Origin of the sequence: Hymenobacter rigui, assembly GCF_003944715.1 — a bacterium.
Taxonomy (GTDB): Bacteria; Bacteroidota; Bacteroidia; order Cytophagales; family Hymenobacteraceae; genus Hymenobacter; species Hymenobacter rigui.
Genome location: NZ_RWIT01000001.1, coordinates 897,443 through 913,191, shown reverse-complemented (window position 1 = coordinate 913,191; position 15,749 = coordinate 897,443). Strand labels below are relative to the sequence as shown.

General features: G+C 58.2%; 15 protein-coding genes. 12 read left to right on the top strand and 3 right to left on the bottom strand.

Annotated features, from left to right (window positions below; all coding sequences use genetic code 11):
• Nucleotides 1-33 precede the first annotated feature (33 nt).
• The 6 genes from EI291_RS03850 to rplS all read left to right on the top strand — a co-directional run bounded on the left by EI291_RS03850 (nt 34) and on the right by rplS (nt 4,459).
• Complete coding sequence (locus EI291_RS03850) at nt 34-741, top strand: RluA family pseudouridine synthase (protein ID WP_125418133.1); 708 nt, start codon at nt 34-36, stop codon at nt 739-741.
• Nucleotides 742-1,026: 285 nt separating this feature from the next.
• On the top strand, nt 1,027-1,782 hold the full coding sequence (locus EI291_RS03845) for an acyl-CoA desaturase (RefSeq protein WP_125418131.1): 756 nt from the start codon (nt 1,027-1,029) through the stop codon (nt 1,780-1,782).
• 195 nt (nt 1,783-1,977) lie between these two features.
• Nucleotides 1,978-2,523 (top strand): 30S ribosomal protein S16, encoded by a 546-nt coding sequence (locus tag EI291_RS03840; RefSeq protein WP_125418129.1) that lies wholly within the window; start codon nt 1,978-1,980, stop codon nt 2,521-2,523.
• A gap of 116 nt (nt 2,524-2,639) precedes the next feature.
• Nucleotides 2,640-3,221, top strand: a complete 582-nt coding sequence (rimM, locus tag EI291_RS03835) for a ribosome maturation factor RimM (RefSeq protein WP_125418127.1) — start codon at nt 2,640-2,642, stop codon at nt 3,219-3,221.
• 17 nt (nt 3,222-3,238) lie between these two features.
• Nucleotides 3,239-3,916 (top strand): tRNA (guanosine(37)-N1)-methyltransferase TrmD, encoded by a 678-nt coding sequence (trmD, locus tag EI291_RS03830; RefSeq protein WP_125418125.1) that lies wholly within the window; start codon nt 3,239-3,241, stop codon nt 3,914-3,916.
• A 168-nt stretch (nt 3,917-4,084) separates the two neighbouring features.
• The gene (gene rplS, locus EI291_RS03825) at nt 4,085-4,459 is read left to right on the top strand and encodes a 50S ribosomal protein L19 (protein WP_125418123.1); all 375 of its coding nucleotides are present in this window, start codon (nt 4,085-4,087) and stop codon (nt 4,457-4,459) included.
• Nucleotides 4,460-4,546: 87 nt separating this feature from the next.
• Here rplS and EI291_RS03820 read toward each other — a convergent pair whose 3' ends face one another.
• A complete protein-coding gene (locus tag EI291_RS03820; protein ID WP_125418121.1) occupies nt 4,547-4,969 on the bottom strand; it encodes a hypothetical protein in 423 nt (140 codons plus the stop codon).
• Nucleotides 4,970-5,107: 138 nt separating this feature from the next.
• Here EI291_RS03820 and EI291_RS03815 point away from each other — a divergent pair, with 138 nt between their 5' ends.
• Both EI291_RS03815 and EI291_RS03810 read left to right on the top strand, forming a co-directional pair.
• Nucleotides 5,108-8,074 carry a M1 family metallopeptidase gene (locus EI291_RS03815; RefSeq protein WP_125418119.1) on the top strand — a complete coding sequence of 989 codons (2,967 nt, stop codon included), beginning with the start codon at nt 5,108-5,110 and terminating at the stop codon, nt 8,072-8,074.
• A 103-nt stretch (nt 8,075-8,177) separates the two neighbouring features.
• A complete protein-coding gene (locus EI291_RS03810) occupies nt 8,178-8,780 on the top strand; it encodes an inorganic diphosphatase (protein WP_170172484.1) in 603 nt (200 codons plus the stop codon).
• A gap of 72 nt (nt 8,781-8,852) precedes the next feature.
• Here the strand turns inward: EI291_RS03810 and EI291_RS03805 are convergent, their stop codons facing one another.
• Complete coding sequence (locus EI291_RS03805) at nt 8,853-9,563, bottom strand: DNA repair ATPase (protein WP_125418115.1); 711 nt, start codon at nt 9,561-9,563, stop codon at nt 8,853-8,855.
• Nucleotides 9,564-9,837: 274 nt separating this feature from the next.
• Between EI291_RS03805 and EI291_RS03800 the strand changes: the two genes are divergently transcribed.
• The 4 genes from EI291_RS03800 (at nt 9,838) to EI291_RS03785 (ending at nt 13,149) form a co-directional block, all read left to right on the top strand.
• A complete protein-coding gene (locus EI291_RS03800; RefSeq protein ID WP_125418113.1) occupies nt 9,838-10,245 on the top strand; it encodes a 6-pyruvoyl trahydropterin synthase family protein in 408 nt (135 codons plus the stop codon).
• Nucleotides 10,238-10,921, top strand: a complete 684-nt coding sequence (gene folE / locus EI291_RS03795; RefSeq protein WP_125418111.1) for a GTP cyclohydrolase I FolE — start codon at nt 10,238-10,240, stop codon at nt 10,919-10,921. Before EI291_RS03800 ends, folE begins: the two co-directional genes overlap by 8 nt.
• A gap of 95 nt (nt 10,922-11,016) precedes the next feature.
• Complete coding sequence (locus EI291_RS03790) at nt 11,017-11,931, top strand: TIGR01777 family oxidoreductase (RefSeq protein ID WP_125418109.1); 915 nt, start codon at nt 11,017-11,019, stop codon at nt 11,929-11,931.
• Between the two features lie 9 nt (nt 11,932-11,940).
• A complete protein-coding gene (locus EI291_RS03785) occupies nt 11,941-13,149 on the top strand; it encodes a hypothetical protein (RefSeq protein ID WP_125418107.1) in 1,209 nt (402 codons plus the stop codon).
• Nucleotides 13,150-13,203: 54 nt separating this feature from the next.
• Here EI291_RS03785 and EI291_RS03780 read toward each other — a convergent pair whose 3' ends face one another.
• The gene (locus tag EI291_RS03780) at nt 13,204-15,591 is read right to left on the bottom strand and encodes a transglycosylase domain-containing protein (protein WP_240635352.1); all 2,388 of its coding nucleotides are present in this window, start codon (nt 15,589-15,591) and stop codon (nt 13,204-13,206) included.
• Nucleotides 15,592-15,749 lie beyond the last annotated feature (158 nt).

Genomic DNA, 15,749 nt, shown 5'->3' with positions numbered 1-15,749 from the left:
TTTAATTTTTAATTTTTAATTCTTTCTCAAAGAGTGAACCGACCAAATCTGTGGGCTGAAGGACGGGAAATCCTGTTCGAAGACAACCATCTGCTCATCATCAACAAGCCCGCTGGTTTACTGGTGCAGGGTGACGCTACCGGCGACGAGCCCCTCTCGGCCAAAGCCGAGGAATACCTGCGCTTTAAGTACAAGAAGCCCGGTGCCGCCTTCGTGGGTGTAGCGCACCGCCTTGACCGGCCCGTGAGCGGCGTGGTGGCACTGGCCAAAACCAGCAAAGCCCTGAGCCGCCTCAACGAGATGTTCCGCGACAATAAGGTGCATAAAACCTACTGGGCCCTCACTGGCAAATGCCCCGCTCCTGCCCAGGGCCACCTCACGCACTGGCTGGTGAAAGACCCCATCCGGAACACTACCAAAGCCTATACCGAGCGCCACGGCCAGGGTCTGAAATCGGAGCTGGACTACCAGGTGCTGGGCCAAGCCGGCTCACGCTGGCTGGTGCAGGTGAATCCCATTACCGGCCGTCCCCACCAGATTCGGGTGCAGCTTAGCTCCGGCCTCGGTACGCCCATCGTCGGCGACGTGAAGTACGGCTTCCTGGCTCCCCTCCCCGATGTGAGCATTGCCCTGCACGCCCGGCAGCTGGAGTTTCAGCACCCCGTTACCAAGGAAGCCATGTGCTTCAAAGCTCCCCTGCCGGATATAGCCCACTGGGAAGCCGCCGAAGCTTACTATTAGCAGATATCAGGCAGGAAACAGCACGCAGGAGCAGTGGCATGGGAATCGTGTAACGCGTCTTTCCATCCCGCTGCTCCTGCGTGCTGTCTGCCGCCTTCAGGCACCGGCTTACCCTGTCCGCTGACTTTCTAATAACATTTTGTCCTTTTGATAAGGCGAATTGCACTTGGGGCAGGCAGGGCAGTAGTTTTGTGGCACGGCGCTTGAACTTTAGCTGAGGATTTGGGCTTTTGCCCTCAATCGTGCCCGCCGTTTCTGGTTTCGACCTCTAATCATTCTGCCCCAATGGCAATACTCGTTTTCTTTGTAGCGCACTATTACTTGTCGCTCTTCACGCAGACGTTCTACCTGCACCGCTACGCCGCCCACAAAATGTTCACCATGAACAAGTTCTGGGAGCGGTTCTTCTTCCTGTTCACCTACATCTGTCAGGGTTCTTCGTTCCTCTCACCCCGGGCCTACGCGCTGCTGCACCGCATGCACCACGCCTACTCCGATACCGAGCTGGACCCCCACTCACCCCACTTCTCGTCCAATGCCTTCAGCATGATGTGGAAGACCAAGGTGATTTACGGGGAGGTAGTGGAAAACCGCTACGAGGAAGCCAAGCGTTTTGAAGGTGATACCCCGGAGTGGAAGGCGCTGGAGGCCTTCGGCGGTACGGCCGTTTCCCGTATTGGCTGGGGCGCGCTGTACGTGCTGTTCTACGTGCAGTTTGCTACCGCCTGGTGGCAGTTCCTGCTGCTGCCCATCCACTTCCTGATGGGTCCCATCCACGGCGCCATCGTGAACTGGGGCGGCCACAAGTACGGCTACCAGAACTTCGACAACCACGATAAATCCATGAACACCCTGCCCTTCGACTTTTTGGCGTTCGGCGAGCTGTTTCAGAACAACCACCACAAGCTGCCCATGCGCGTCAACTTCGGCGTGAAGAAGTGGGAGCTGGACCCCACCTACGCTTTCATCTGGGTACTGGATAAAGTGGGCGTGGTGAAAGTGAAGCGCAAATGGCAGCAGGATGTGCCCATGGCAGCCTAAGTTGAAAGTATATTCTCAGTAGTGAAGAGGCCCTTTCGGAAACGGAAGGGCCTTTTTGCTGCTTACCCCGGCTTCGTGACAGGATACACAAGTGCCGAATCCGGGAAATACTTTTTATCCGCGAAATCTGTGCTTACCTTTGCACCTCATTTTTCAACCAGACGCACGGGATGCGTCGCTTAACCAAACCGGTTTATGGCAGTTAAAATCCGCCTCGCCCGTCGTGGCCGCAAGAAGGCCGCAATGTTCGACATCGTTGTTGCTGACTCCCGCTCGCCCCGCGACGGCCGTTTCATCGAAAAAATCGGTACCTACAACCCCCAGACCAACCCTGCCACCATCAACTTCGATGGCGAAAAGGCATTTGACTGGATCATGAAAGGTGCCCAGCCGACCGATACCGTTCGTGCTATGCTCTCTTACCGTGGTGTACTGTACCGCAAGCACCTGCAGCTGGGCGTAATCAAAGGCGCCATCTCGCAGGATACTGCCGACCAGCGCTTCACCGACTGGAAAGAGCAGAAAGACGCTAAAATTGAAGGCAAGCGCACTTCGCTGGGCAACGCCAAGGATGAAGCTCGTCAGCAGCGTCTGGCCGCCGAAACCAAGGTAAAAGAAGCCCGTGCTGAAGCTCAGCGCGCTAAGCAGGCTGCCGCTCTGGCCGCTGCTGCTCCGGCTGCTGAAGGCGAAACCACTGAGGCTGAGGCTCCGGCCGAAACCACGGAGGAAGCCGGCGCTTAATTTCCGGCTCACGTAGGAAGGTGATGGGGTAACGAGGATGTCGACGGCTCTGCCCGCCGCTGCCTGGTTCCACTCCATCACCTTCGCACGTTTCCCCCCTTTCCACTCCTCCGCTCATGACACTCGACGACTGCTACGAACTGGGTTCCATTGTGAAGCCACACGGCCTGAAAGGCTTCGTGGTAGCCACCTTCGATGTGGATGACCTGGAGCCGTACCGGAAGCTGAAATCGGTGCTACTGGAAATACCTACGGCCCCGGGCAAGCTCACGGAGTATGCCGTGGAGAAACTGCAGCCCCAGAGCGGTGAGCGGGCTCTGCTCAAGCTCAAAGGCATTGACCGGATAGAAGAAGCCGAGCCGTTGCGGAATGCCAAACTGTGGCGCCCTGTGGCCGAGCTTCCTGATCTGGCCGAAGACCAGTTCTACTTTCACGACGTCATTGGCTTTACAGTAGTGGATGAGCAGCTCGGAGAGCTGGGCACCGTGGAAACCTTCTACGAGCTGCCCCAGCAGGATGTGCTGTCCATGCGCTACAAAGGTCAGGAGGTACTGATTCCGGTGGCCGACGAGCTGATTTCGCACGCCGATACCGCAGCACGGAAGCTGCACGTGAATCTGCCGGAAGGCTTGCTTGACGTGTATCTGACGCCTGCTTCGCGGGAGCGGGACGAGCCCGACGAAGTTGTAGAGCCTTAGCCGGCCGTCCAGAAACCATGCGTATTGACATTGTAACGTGCCAGCCGGATCTGCTGGCCAGCCCCTTTGCCCACTCCATTGTGAAACGGGCTCAGGATAAAGGTCTGGCCGAAATTCAACTGCACGACCTGCGGCGCTACGCCATCAACAAGCACGGTCAGATTGATGACTACGTGTTTGGCGGTGGAGCCGGCATGGTACTGCGCGTGGAGCCCATTGCTGCTTGTTTCGACGAGTTGATGGCGCAGCGGCCGTACGATGCGGTTATCTACATGACCCCCGATGGCGAAACGCTGCGGCAGCCACTCGTGAACCGGTTGTCGTTGGCGGGAAACCTGCTGATTCTGTGCGGCCACTACAAAGGCGTGGACGAGCGGATCCGGCAGGCCTACATCACCCACGAAATCAGCGTAGGCGACTACGTGTTGAGCGGAGGCGAGTTAGGAGCCGCCATTCTGGTGGATGCGGTGGTGCGGCTGTTGCCCGGCGTACTGGGCAACGAAGAATCGGCCCTGAGCGACTCGTTTCAGGACAACCTGCTGGCCCCACCCGTGTACACCCGCCCGGCCGAATGGCGGGGCATTGCGGTACCGGATATTCTGCTTTCGGGCAATACCCCGAAAATTGACGTCTGGCGCCACGAACAAGCCCTGGCTCGCACCCAACAGCGGCGGCCGGACTTATTGAGTGACTGATAAATAACCGGAGAGTGTGAAATATACCGTTTCGACGGGCTTCCGTTCGGGCAATCCGGTATTCATCTGGTCACTGACTTGTAATCATCAAAACAGAGGGCTATATTTGCGCCTCTTTACCTGAAACCCTTCAGGGCGGCGCGGCCGTCCTTCACAGTTTTTCCAGCCATGAGCGTACTACTCGATTTTATCCAGCAGGAATCCCAGGAGCGCCGCGCCAGCTTCCCCAAGTTTGCCGCCGGTGACACCATCAATGTCCACGTAAAAATCCGCGAGGGCAACAAGGAGCGCATTCAGCAGTTCCAGGGTGTAGTTATCCAGCGCAAAAACACCAACTCGAACGGCGAGACTTTCACCGTTCGTAAGATTTCGAACCAGATTGGCACCGAGCGTATTTTCCCGCTCCTGTCGCCTAACATCGACAAGATTGAAGTAATCCGTCGTGGTCAGGTACGTCGTGCCCGTCTGTTCTATCTGCGTGGTCTGTCGGGCAAAGCTGCTCGTATCAAAGAGAAGCGTCGCGTAGTGGCTACCGTAGCCTAAGCTACCCGCTCTCCGTTTCCTATAACAGTAAAGCCGGTTTCCTACGTAGGAAACCGGCTTTACTGTTATAGGACTTTTTCAGCTCGGCTAGCGGCTTTGGCTGGAATCCTGTTGCAAATCCTGTTCGGGAGAAGCTTGGCCGCCCTGTACCTGTCCGGCGGCGGCCGTCAGGGCCTCGCCCAGTTTGGTGATGCGGTCAGCCGTATTCGGGTTTTCCGAAAAGATAGCCGCCTTGCTTGTGGCAGTACCCAATCGGTGCAACAGGCGGCTCACCACATTCTTATCGATGGAGCCCCCGCCGAAGTGCGCTTTCAACTCCTGCAAGTCAACGACCAGCTGGTGCAGCTCCGGGTTGTTGGCATCCTTCAGGTCCTCAATCCAGCGCTGGAAGTGATTATCGAGACCGGACCGCTCAGCTTCGTCCTGCAGGTTTCCCGTGAGCAGGTTGATGGCGCCGTCGAGGTGATTCTGGTGCTGGGTATCGTCTTTGGGCTGTTTGTGGTATGACATAGGAGAAATGAATGGAGCTACCAAGTAGCGTGGTGGATGGGTGTATGTGGCAAACGTGCGCTTTTCAAGAAGGTTCTTCGGGGGTCTCGCCCCGAACGGCTACTTTCGCTGCCGCTTTGTTCTCTCCCCCTTCATTTTATGTTGCGAATCCGACGACTACTTTACCTGGCCGGCCTGATGGTGGCTCCAGCCTTTACCCAGGCTCAAGCCACCGCGACCTGGCAACAGCAGGCCGATTATTCCATCGACGTAACCCTCGACGACAAGCAGCATCTGCTTAGCGGCCGTGAGGAGCTGGTATACACCAACAACTCGCCGCAGGCGCTGCCTTACATCTGGTTTCACCTGTGGCCGAACGCCTACCGTGACAACAATACCGCCTTTGCCCGGCAGCAGCTGCGCAACGGCAGCCGGAAGTTTCAGTTTGCCAGCAGCAGCCAGCGCGGCTACATTGATGGCCTGGAGTTTCAGGTGAACGGGCAGCCGGCCCGGCTGGAGTACGACGCCTCCAGCCCCGATATGGCGAAGCTGATTCTGCCGCAGCCGCTGGCCGCCGGAGCCCGCGCAACCATTACCACGCCCTTCCGGGTTAAGATTCCGGATTCCTTTTCCCGGTTCGGGCACGTGGGCCAGAGCTACCAGATTACGCAGTGGTACCCCAAGCCGGCCGTATTTGACCAGAAGGGCTGGCACCAGATGCCCTACCTCGACCAGGGCGAATTCTACTCGGAGTACGGCTCCTTTGATGTGCGCATCACGCTGCCGGCCAACTATACGGTAGGTGCTACGGGCGTGCTGCAGAACCCCGACGAGCAGCAGCGCCTCGACCAGCTGGCTACGGCCACGGCAGCCAAGAAAACCCCGCAGGACTTCGGCTCCGATTTGAAGTTTCCGGCTTCAGCGGCTGAAACCAAGACCCTACGCTACGTGCAGGATCGGGTACACGATTTTGCCTGGTTTGCCGATAAGCGGTTCAATGTGCTGAAAAGCGGCGTCACGCTGCCTTCGGGCCGACAGGTGACCTCATGGGTGCTGTTCACCAATAAGGACGCGCAGAAGTGGATTAAAGGCCTGCAGGACGTCAATGATGCCCTGACCTACTACTCGCAGTGGGTGGGCGAATATCCGTACGCTTCCGCCACGGCCGTAGACGGAGCGCTGAGCGCCGGCTCGGGGATGGAATATCCGATGGTGACGGTAACCCAGCCCTCAGCCATTGTGCATGAGGTGGGCCACAACTGGTTTTACGGTATTCTGGGCTCCAATGAGCGGGACTTTCCGTGGATGGATGAGGGAGTGAATTCCTATGTGGAAAACCGCGTGGCGGAGCGGGACAACCCCACCGCCGGGCAGTTTGATTTCCTGGCGAAGTCGCCCAAAATTGCCGGCAAGCTGGGTGTAGATGGCCTGCCAGCGGCGGCGCTCAACCAGATTCCGTACCAGGCAATGGCCTCCCGGGGCCTCGACCAGCCGGTGAACGGGCCCACTTCGGCGGAGTATGGCAAGCTGAATTATGGCCTGATTGTGTACGGCAAAACGGCCTCACTGCTGAAATACCTGGCGGGCTATCTGGGGCAGGAGAAGTTTGACGAGGCCATGCATACCTACTATCAGCGGTGGCAGTTCCGGCACCCATATCCGGCCGATATGCAGGCCGTGTTTGAGGAAGTGAGCGGCCAGAAGCTGGACTGGTTTTTCAAGGATATGCTCGGCACACAGAACCACTACGAGGTGGCCCTGTCGGATATGCTGGTCCAGAACGGCACGGTAAAGGTATTGGTGCGCAACGACTCTCCCGCCCCCCTGGCCGTACCCGTGGCCTCCCTGGATGCGCAGGGGAAAGTGCTGGAGTTGAAATGGACACCTGTGTTTGGCGGTACTGAGGATGAGGAGCAGGATGAAACGCAGCTCAACTTCCAGCGCCAGGGCGTGGCTTCCGTGGTGGTTGACCCAGGCTACCTGACCCCTCAGCTCAACCGCCGCGACGATATGCGTCAGGTAGAGGGTAGTTTCCCGACCTGGGAGCCCCTGCAGCTCAAACCCCTGGCCAGCGTGGAACGCTGGGACCGGCACTTTATCAACTGGGTGCCGGTGCTGGGGGCCAATACCACCGATAAGTTTATGCTGGGCGCGGCCTTCTATACCAACCTGCTGGCCCCGAAGCGCCTGAATTTCTTGGCAATGCCCATGTTCAGCTTCAACCGGGCAGCCCTGAACGGTATCGGCAGTATATCCCTGAATGTGCTGCCCCGCAACAATGTGCGGCAGCTCATCACGAAGGTACAGCTGACGCAGTTTGCGCGATTCACCAAAATCGAGCCCAGCATCACGCTGCAGCTGCCGCACTCGGCTTATAACCGTGCTCAGCACTGGGTACGCTTTGCCACTACCTCCGTGCAGAGCGACAACCTGAACCGCACCAGCAGTATTCAGACGGCTGAGTACCGCATCAGTGACGGGAATGCTCTACAGAACTGGTCGGGACACGTGGAATTGAACTTCCTGTCATCGGATGCCTCCAGTGACAACAGCGCCCGGCAGGCCAGCCTGCTGCGGGCTACGGCCACCTACGGCCGGTACTATAACGCCCGGAAGCAGGTGCGCGCCCGTGTATTCGGAGGCACGTTCCTCAAATCCAGCACCGACTTCCGGATGGGCCTGAGCGGCAGCTACGACTATCGCTACCAGAACACCTACTTGGACCGGCAGCAGATTTCCGATGCCCTGACCGCCCAGGTCCACCAGACTGATGACCGGGACGGGGGCTTCAAAGGCTACGTGCCCGTGAGCACGCAGCACTGGCTTACTACGCTTAACCTGGAAGCTGACCTGCCGGTGACTTCACTGGCCGTGTATGGTGACTTCGGACTGGGCAAAACGGTGGCCGGGCCTTCGTTCAGTGCCCGGGCCCGGGGTTACTACGGCGCGGGACTGGTATTGCCACTGGCCAAGAACATTCTGCGCCTGTACCTGCCCGTAGCTGGTTCCCAGTATAACAATGGCCTACCTGACAGCGGGAAAGATTTTGTGCACAACATCCGCTTCGTATTGCACCTGGAACAGTTGAGCCCCTTCCGTCTCCTCGACGAGCAGCTGGCCCAATAACTGCCGCAGCAGTGCGCTGTACCGGTAAGCCCGGATGGCATAGTACATGCTGTCCGGGCTTATTATCTTCATGACCAGTCCACCGGCTTACTCTGTCAACTTCATGCGTGCATCTGCCCTGCTACTCCCTGGCCTGCTACTCACCCACCTACTAAGCAGCTGCCACACCAACTATGCCGAGCTGCCTACTTTTTCGGCCGAACGGAAGCTGCTGCAGGTGGTAGTAGAAATGCCCGCCGGCACCAATCATGAGCAGCAGTACAACCCTGCTACCCACGCCTTTGAGCGTCATCACGAAGCCGGCACTGAGGAAGTGATTGAGTTTCTGCCGGTGCCCGGCAATATGGGTTTTGTACCCGGTACCCGGGTAGCTACCGGAATTGGCTCGGCTGAGGCTCCGCTTACCGCGCTGGTGCTGGCCGAAACCCAGCCAGAGGGTACCATACTGGAAGTGACGCCCATTGCCCTGCTCACGCTGGATGTAAAAGGAGCCCTGCAAACGGTGCTGCTGGCCGTGCCCGCCCGCCCCGCACAGCGCACCCTCCCGGATGCTACCGACTGGGCCACGCTCAACCAGCACTACCCCGGAGTGCGGCCCTCTCTGAGCCTGTGGTTCCAGCACCGCTACCGCCCGGCCGAAACCCGCATTGTGGGTTGGAAAAATGAGAAAGAAGCCGAGAAATACGTCCGCAGCCGGATGCAATAGCCACCTGACAAAACGCAAAAAGGCCCCGCTGAAAATTTCAGCGGGGCCTTTTGGTGGGTAGCTGTTTACTGACTACTCAATCTTGTTCATGCGCTCCTTCACGGCTTCCAGCGCTACGCGCATGTTCACAATGTCGGCGCGGGCGGCTTCCTGCTCTTTCAGGTTCAGATCCACCTGGTTGTTGTACTGCTGCAGCTCAGCGGCGTTCTGAGCCAGCTGCTGCTGGATTTCAATCTTACGCTGCTTGTTCTTCTCGATGTCCTTCTTGATGGCGTCAGCCTTGGCAATTACGGCCATGTGGTTGTCCTGCGACTGTACCAGAGCCTTCTCGGCCGTAGCAACCTGCAGGGCCAGGTCTTCACGGTACAACTTGCGGGCAAAATCCTTCAGGTAGCCTTCTGCCGACTTCCACTGTACGGGAGTCGCATCTTTGCTCAGGTAAGCGTTACCAAGGTCAATCGACCACCATACGGTAGTACCCGTGGGCACGGCATCCACCTTGCTGATTACGCGGATAGGAGTTTTCGAAATGGCTTCGATAACAACACCATCCATCGTGTATACACCTTTGTCGGCTTTCACTTTGCTGCCAAACTGCTCGTCCAGCTGTTTTTTCCAGGAATCTTCCACGCGCTTGCTGTCCAACTGCATGGAAACACGTTGCCCCTTACGCGGAATGCCTTTGATGGCCATATCCGTTTCGTCAACGGGCGACTTTTGCGCGAAGCTGGTCACCGTTGTTGCCAGTAGCAGCAGCATGGAGAAGAGTAGGCCTCGTTTCATAGGGGAATGAAATAGAGTGAGAAAGAAGTTATGTGCAGGAAGTAAATGCCGGCTTACTGTATCCGACTGATCAAATTTAACCAGACTCCCAGCATCATGCTAGGCCCCCGATTGATTTTTTTGAAGAAAGCTGTGTTTTGCTTGAAAATTACTATTCCTCATTACTTAGGTACCATAAAACAATTCCGATATACCGATATGAATTCCCTTGATGCGTTGCCCATCTTTGTGAGCATCACAAACAAACGCAACTCCACCCTGTTCATTGGCGACTATGACCATTACAATCTGTCGAAAAGAGCATTTTAATGCCGCGCATCGCCTGCACAATCCGGCTTGGGACGATGAACAGAACCAAGCCGCTTTCGGCAAGTGCAATAACCCTCATTACCACGGACATAACTACGAGTTGATTGTGCGCCTGACAGGCAGTATCGACCCGGAAACCGGGTACGTGTATGATATGAAGCGTCTCAGCGACCTGATCAAACGCGAGATTCTGGATACCTTTGACCATCGGAATCTGAATCTGGACACCGAAGAATTCCGCCACCTCAACCCCACGGCCGAGAATATTGCCGTGGTCATCTGGAACCGTTTGCGTCCTCATCTAAAGGACAGCCTAGCCTTGTCGGTTACGCTGTATGAGACTGAACGCAATTTTGTAGAATATCATGGATAACCCCGTGCCTGTGGCCTCTGCCGCAGACGGTGCCCACCGCTCCGCCGTTGATACCCAATTACCGGCCGACCTGCGCACCCCCCTTCGCCCCGATGCTTTTCACCTCAGCGACGACGAGAAGATAACGGCCATTGCCGGGCACTTTCACGAGATTATGCTGCTGCTGGGCCTGGACCTGACCGACGACAGCCTGAGCGGCACGCCCCGGCGGGTAGCTAAAATGTATGTGCAGGAATGGTTCAAGGGCCTCGACCCCAAGCACCGCCCGGATGTACGCCTGTTTGAGAACCGTTACCACTACCGGAATATTCTGGTGGAGCGCGACATCACCGTTTTTTCATGCTGTGAGCACCATTTTGTGCCCATCATCGGTAAGGCACACGTGGCCTATCTGCCGGGGGAGCATGTGGTGGGCCTGAGCAAGCTGAACCGCGTAGTGCAATACTTTGCCCGCCGCCCGCAGGTACAGGAACGCCTTACCCGGCAAATTGCTGAAGAACTGAAAACGACGCTGGGTACCGAGGATGTTGCCGTGCTGATTGAGGCTGACCACCTGTGCGTAATGAGTCGGGGCGTGAACGACACGAACAGCAGCACTATTACGGCTGAATATAGCGGCGCTTTCGGGCGCGACGAAACGCTGCGGCAGGAATTTCTGCGGATGTTGGGAAAATAGCAGCAATTAGCTAATTGCTATTAGCTTGCGCTTGATTTCACCCGTTTTTGCTTACTCCGAACTACGCAGAAACCACTGTTGACAGTACCCTATCCATGTCCCGTAAAGTTTTAATTACCGGTGGTACCGGCATGATTGGTACCCGCCTGGCGGAAATGCTGATTGATGGCGGATACGAAGTGGCTTTGCTGAGCCGCACGCCCGGCAGCGGCCGGTTCCGCAGCTTCCGCTGGGACCCCACTGCTGGTATCATCGACGAGGCGGCCGTGCCCTACGCCGATTTTATCGTCAACCTGGCGGGCAGCAGTGTTTCGGATGGTAAATGGACGCAGGAGCGCAAGCGCGAAATCCTGTCGAGCCGGCTGGCGGGTACGCAGCTCGTGGCACGGGAGTTGGCTAAGCAAAATCACCACGTGCAGGCCTTTATTTCGGCCTCAGCCATTGGTATTTATGGCGACCGGGACGACCAGGTGGTAACGGAGGAAACCCCACCCGCCGCCGATGACTTTCTGGCTGAAGTGTGTCAGCAATGGGAGGCCGCCGCGCAGGGCGTGGCTACCCACGACCACATTCGGACAGCTATTTTCCGCATTGGTATTGTGCTGAGCCCCGAGGGTGGCGCACTGGTACCGCTGGCCCGCACCGTGAAAATGATGGCCGGGGCCCCGCTGGGCTCGGGCAAACAGTATATGTCGTGGATTCACCTCGACGACTTATGCCGGTTGTTCATGCAGGCCCTAGAGCAGCCGCAGTGGCAGGGCACCTATAATGCCGTGGCCCCGAATCCCGTCACCAATCAGGAGTTCACCGAAACCCTAGCCGAAGTGCTACACCGGCCACTGGTGTTGCCTAAAGTACCAGAATTCGGGCTGAAGCTGGTAATGGGCGAGATGAGCGAGATTGTGCTGGCCTCGCAACGTGTAAGTGCCGAGAAAACATTGCAACAAGGCTTCCGCTTCGAGTTCCCGCAGTTGCGTGGGGCGCTGGAGTCGTTCTATAGTGAGGAGTAGCCAACACCGATGCGCACGTTTCTTCGGCTGCCGCTGGCCGGGCTGCTGCTGCTGATAATATACCTCAACTATCAGCTTTACTATAACCCGCCACTGGCGCTGGTGCGGGACCGCCCGGTAAACCAGGATGTAGTGGCGCAGCTGCAGTTTCTGCGGGGGCGCATGCACCAGGGAGCCGGGGCGCAGATGCAGGAACTGTACCCTGAGGGATTTGTGTACCTGAATACGCTGTATGCGCTTACTTGGACGGAGCTGCTCCCCCAGTTGCCCCCAGCGTCAGCGCTGCATACGGAAGCGCTGACCGAAGTAAAGTGGGCTCTGCAGGAAATCCAAAGCCCGGCGGCGCAGACTATCTTCGAACACGACCTTCCCCTGCCCTTTGGGGCGTTTTATCAGGGCTGGTCGGCGTACGCATTGGGGCGTTACCTACATGCGTTGCCGCCTTCCCAACGGGATACGGCCAGTCTGCGCCTTTTCAACCGCCAGTGCACTGGCATTGCCACCGCACTGGCGGGTAGCCCTTCACCGTGGCTGGAGTCTTACGCAGGCGCAGCCTGGCCGGCCGATGGGGTGATGTGCGTGGCTGCGTTGGCCTGGCACGACCGGCTGCAGCCGCCTCGGTACCAGGGTGTAATTCAGCAGTGGCTCCGGGCTGTGGATTCCCGACTGGATGCCAACCGGCTTATTCCGCACGAGGTAAAGGCGGGCAGTGGCATGGTGCTGACGCCCGCCCGTGGGTCGTCGCAAAGTCAGCTGCTCAACTTTCTGGTGGAAATTGACTCTCCCTACGCCCGACAACACTTCCAACGCTACCGGGCGTTGTTCCTGACAACGCGCCTGGGGTTACCGGGCGTGCTGGAATCGGCACGGGGCGTGGCTGCCACCGAGGATATTGACTCCGGACCGGTTATCTGGGGCGTGGGCGGGGCCGCCTCCATCGTGGGCCGCCGCACCATGCAGCGCTATGGTGATACTACTACGGCAGTAGGCCTGCGCAACAGCATTGAGGCCTTTGGCTTGCCTTGGCACAGCGGTACCGGCAAATCCTACCTGCTGGGGCAGCTACCTATTGCCGATGCCTTCATTGCCTGGAGCAATTCATTAGCGCCACATAAGCAGCTGGTTGCGGCTACTGGATGGCGTACTGCATTTCAGGTAGCATCGGCGTTGATTATTGCCTGCATTACAGTCCTGTGGCGGCTTACCAAACGCCCATGATAAAGCTTTGACAAACTCTAGGGTCAGGGCTTTTTTCATTTAAGCCTGTAAGGATTACTGTCCGCCCAGGCTGTCGGGTAGTGGGACGGAGCCGTTGTTGAGGTTTTCCAGCAGGTTATCGACCACAATGGTATCCACGGACTCCTCGCGGCGGCGGCGACGCGGCTCCTCGGTGGTGCACACGTACTTTTTGGTGATGTTGACGGTGGGTTTCGGGAATGGGCCCATCCGGATATCGAGGTCAGGGTCCTGGTACACTTTCTCCATGTAGGTGCCGAAGATGGGCAGCGCCATCCGGCCGCCTTCGCCCTGCTGGGAGTTCAGGAAGTGGATGCTTCGGTCTTCGCCGCCCACCCATACGCCGGTTACCAGGTCCTTGGTAATGCCCATGTACCAGCCGTCGGAGTAGTTGCTGGTGGTGCCGGTTTTGCCGCCAATTTGGTTGTTTTTCTTCCACAGCTCATAGTCCCAGAGCGCCTGCGAGGTGCCGCCGGGCTCCTCCATACCGCCGCGCAGCATGTATGTCATCAGCCAGGCTGTTTCGGCCGGAATTACGCGCTTCTGCTGGGGGTCGAACTGGGCCAGTACGTTGCCGTTCACGTCCTCAATGCGCGTGACCAGCATGGGCTCCGTCCGGAAACCCTGGTTGACGAAGGTGCTGTAGGCATTCACCATCTCAAACACGCTGACATCCCCGCCCGAGCCCAGCCCGATGCTGGGCACCGGCAGCAGCTTGCTCCGGATACCTACTTTGTTGGCATATTTGGCCACGTTGTCCCAGCCAACTTTCTCGGTGAGCTGGGCCGTGACGGAGTTGACGGAGCGGGCCATGGCGTAGCGCAGCGTCATGTTCATGCCGGTGTACTCGCGGGTTACGTTGTCGGGCTGCCACTCCATGGGCTTGCCGTTCTCTACGTACTTGATAGTGACCCGCTCATCCCGGATCCGGTCACAGGGCGAGTAGCCGTTATCCAGGGCGGTAAGGTACACGAAGGGCTTGAAGGTAGAGCCCGCCTGGCGCTTGCCCTGCTTCACGTGGTCGTACTGGAAGAAGCGGTAGTTGAGGCCGCCCACCCAGGCCTTCACCTGCCCGGTGAAGGGGTCCATCGTCATCATACCGGCGTGCAGGAAGTGCTTGTAGTACGCCAGCGAATCGAGGGGGGACAGCATGAGCGTGGTGTCGCCGTCGCCCTTCCAGGTGAATACTTTGGTGGGGTGCTTACGGTGCAGGGCCGAGTCCAGGAGGTCGGGGTGGCCTTTGTAGCGCTCCGCCAGCTCCTTATACTGCTCGGTGCGCTTCATCTGGGTTTCGATGAAGTCGGGAATTTCCTTGCCGTCCTCATCCACCCAGGGGTTGGAGTCCCGGTTGCGCCAGAAGTTGTCGAAGGAGCGTTGGAGCGTCTTCATCTTCTTCTGCACCGCTTCTTCGGCGTAGCCCTGCATGCGCGAGTCGATGGTGGTGTAGATGCGCAGGCCGTCCCGGTACATATCGTAGCCGTTTTTCTTACACCACTCGTTCACGGCCTGGCTTACGGCCCCACGGAAGTAGGTTTCGGGGCCATCCACGTGCTTTTCCACCTGATACTTCAGGGCAATGGGCGTGGCCTGCTCCTGCTGCACCTGGGCGGCCGTGAGCACGCCGGCCTGGCCCATGCGCGTGAGCACCAGGTCGCGGCGGCGCTTGGCGGCCTGGGGGTGAAACTTGGGGTTAAACGCCGTAGGGTTGTTGAGCATGCCCACCAGCATGGCCGCCTGCTCAATGGTGAGGCTATCAGGAGAAGTGCTATAGAAGGTTTTAGCCGCCACCTTCACGCCGTAGGCCTGGGAGCCATACTCTACGGTGTTGAAGTACAGGGCCAGGATTTCGTCCTTGGTATAGCGGCGCTCCAGCTCCACGGCCGTGAGCCACTCCTTGGTTTTGCTGATGAGCGTGCCCACCAGCGGCAAGTGGCCCAGCAGGCCGGTATTTTCCTTGCGGCGGGTTTTATAGAGGTTTTTGGCCAGCTGCTGCGTAATGGTGGAGCCCCCGCCCCCGCTGCCGCCGGTGGCGGCCCCCGCTACGGCCCGGGCAATGGCAATAGGGTCGATGCCGGAGTGGTTCTGGTAGCGCACGTCTTCCGTGGAAACCAACGCCTTAATCAGCCAAGGCGACATTTTGCTGAGCGGCACCGGGGAGCGGTTTTCGCGGAAGTAGCGCCCGATGAGCACCCCGTCGGCGGTGAACACCTGCGAAGGTTGCTCCACCCGCGGGTTTTCCAGCTCCTCCAGGCTCGGCGACTTACCGAACAGGAACAGGAAGTTCATGCTCACCAGAATGGGATACAGCAGAAACAGCCCGGCTCCAATCACAAAAAAGCCCCACAGCGCCCGGGAAAGACGGTTGGGCCAATGGCGGGCAGGAGCGGCGGCGGCAGGAGTATTCGACGGTTGAGGAGCGGACATGCAGAGCGCAGTGAGGCGAACCAGGCCAGCAGGGCCGACTTGGGAGCCGCAAATATACCAGTTGCGGCCGGGCCGGAAGCTATGGCGTTGCGGAACAACCCACAACCCGCTGATCGAAGTGCCGCAGAAGAAGGCAGAATGGTACTACGCGGAGAAAC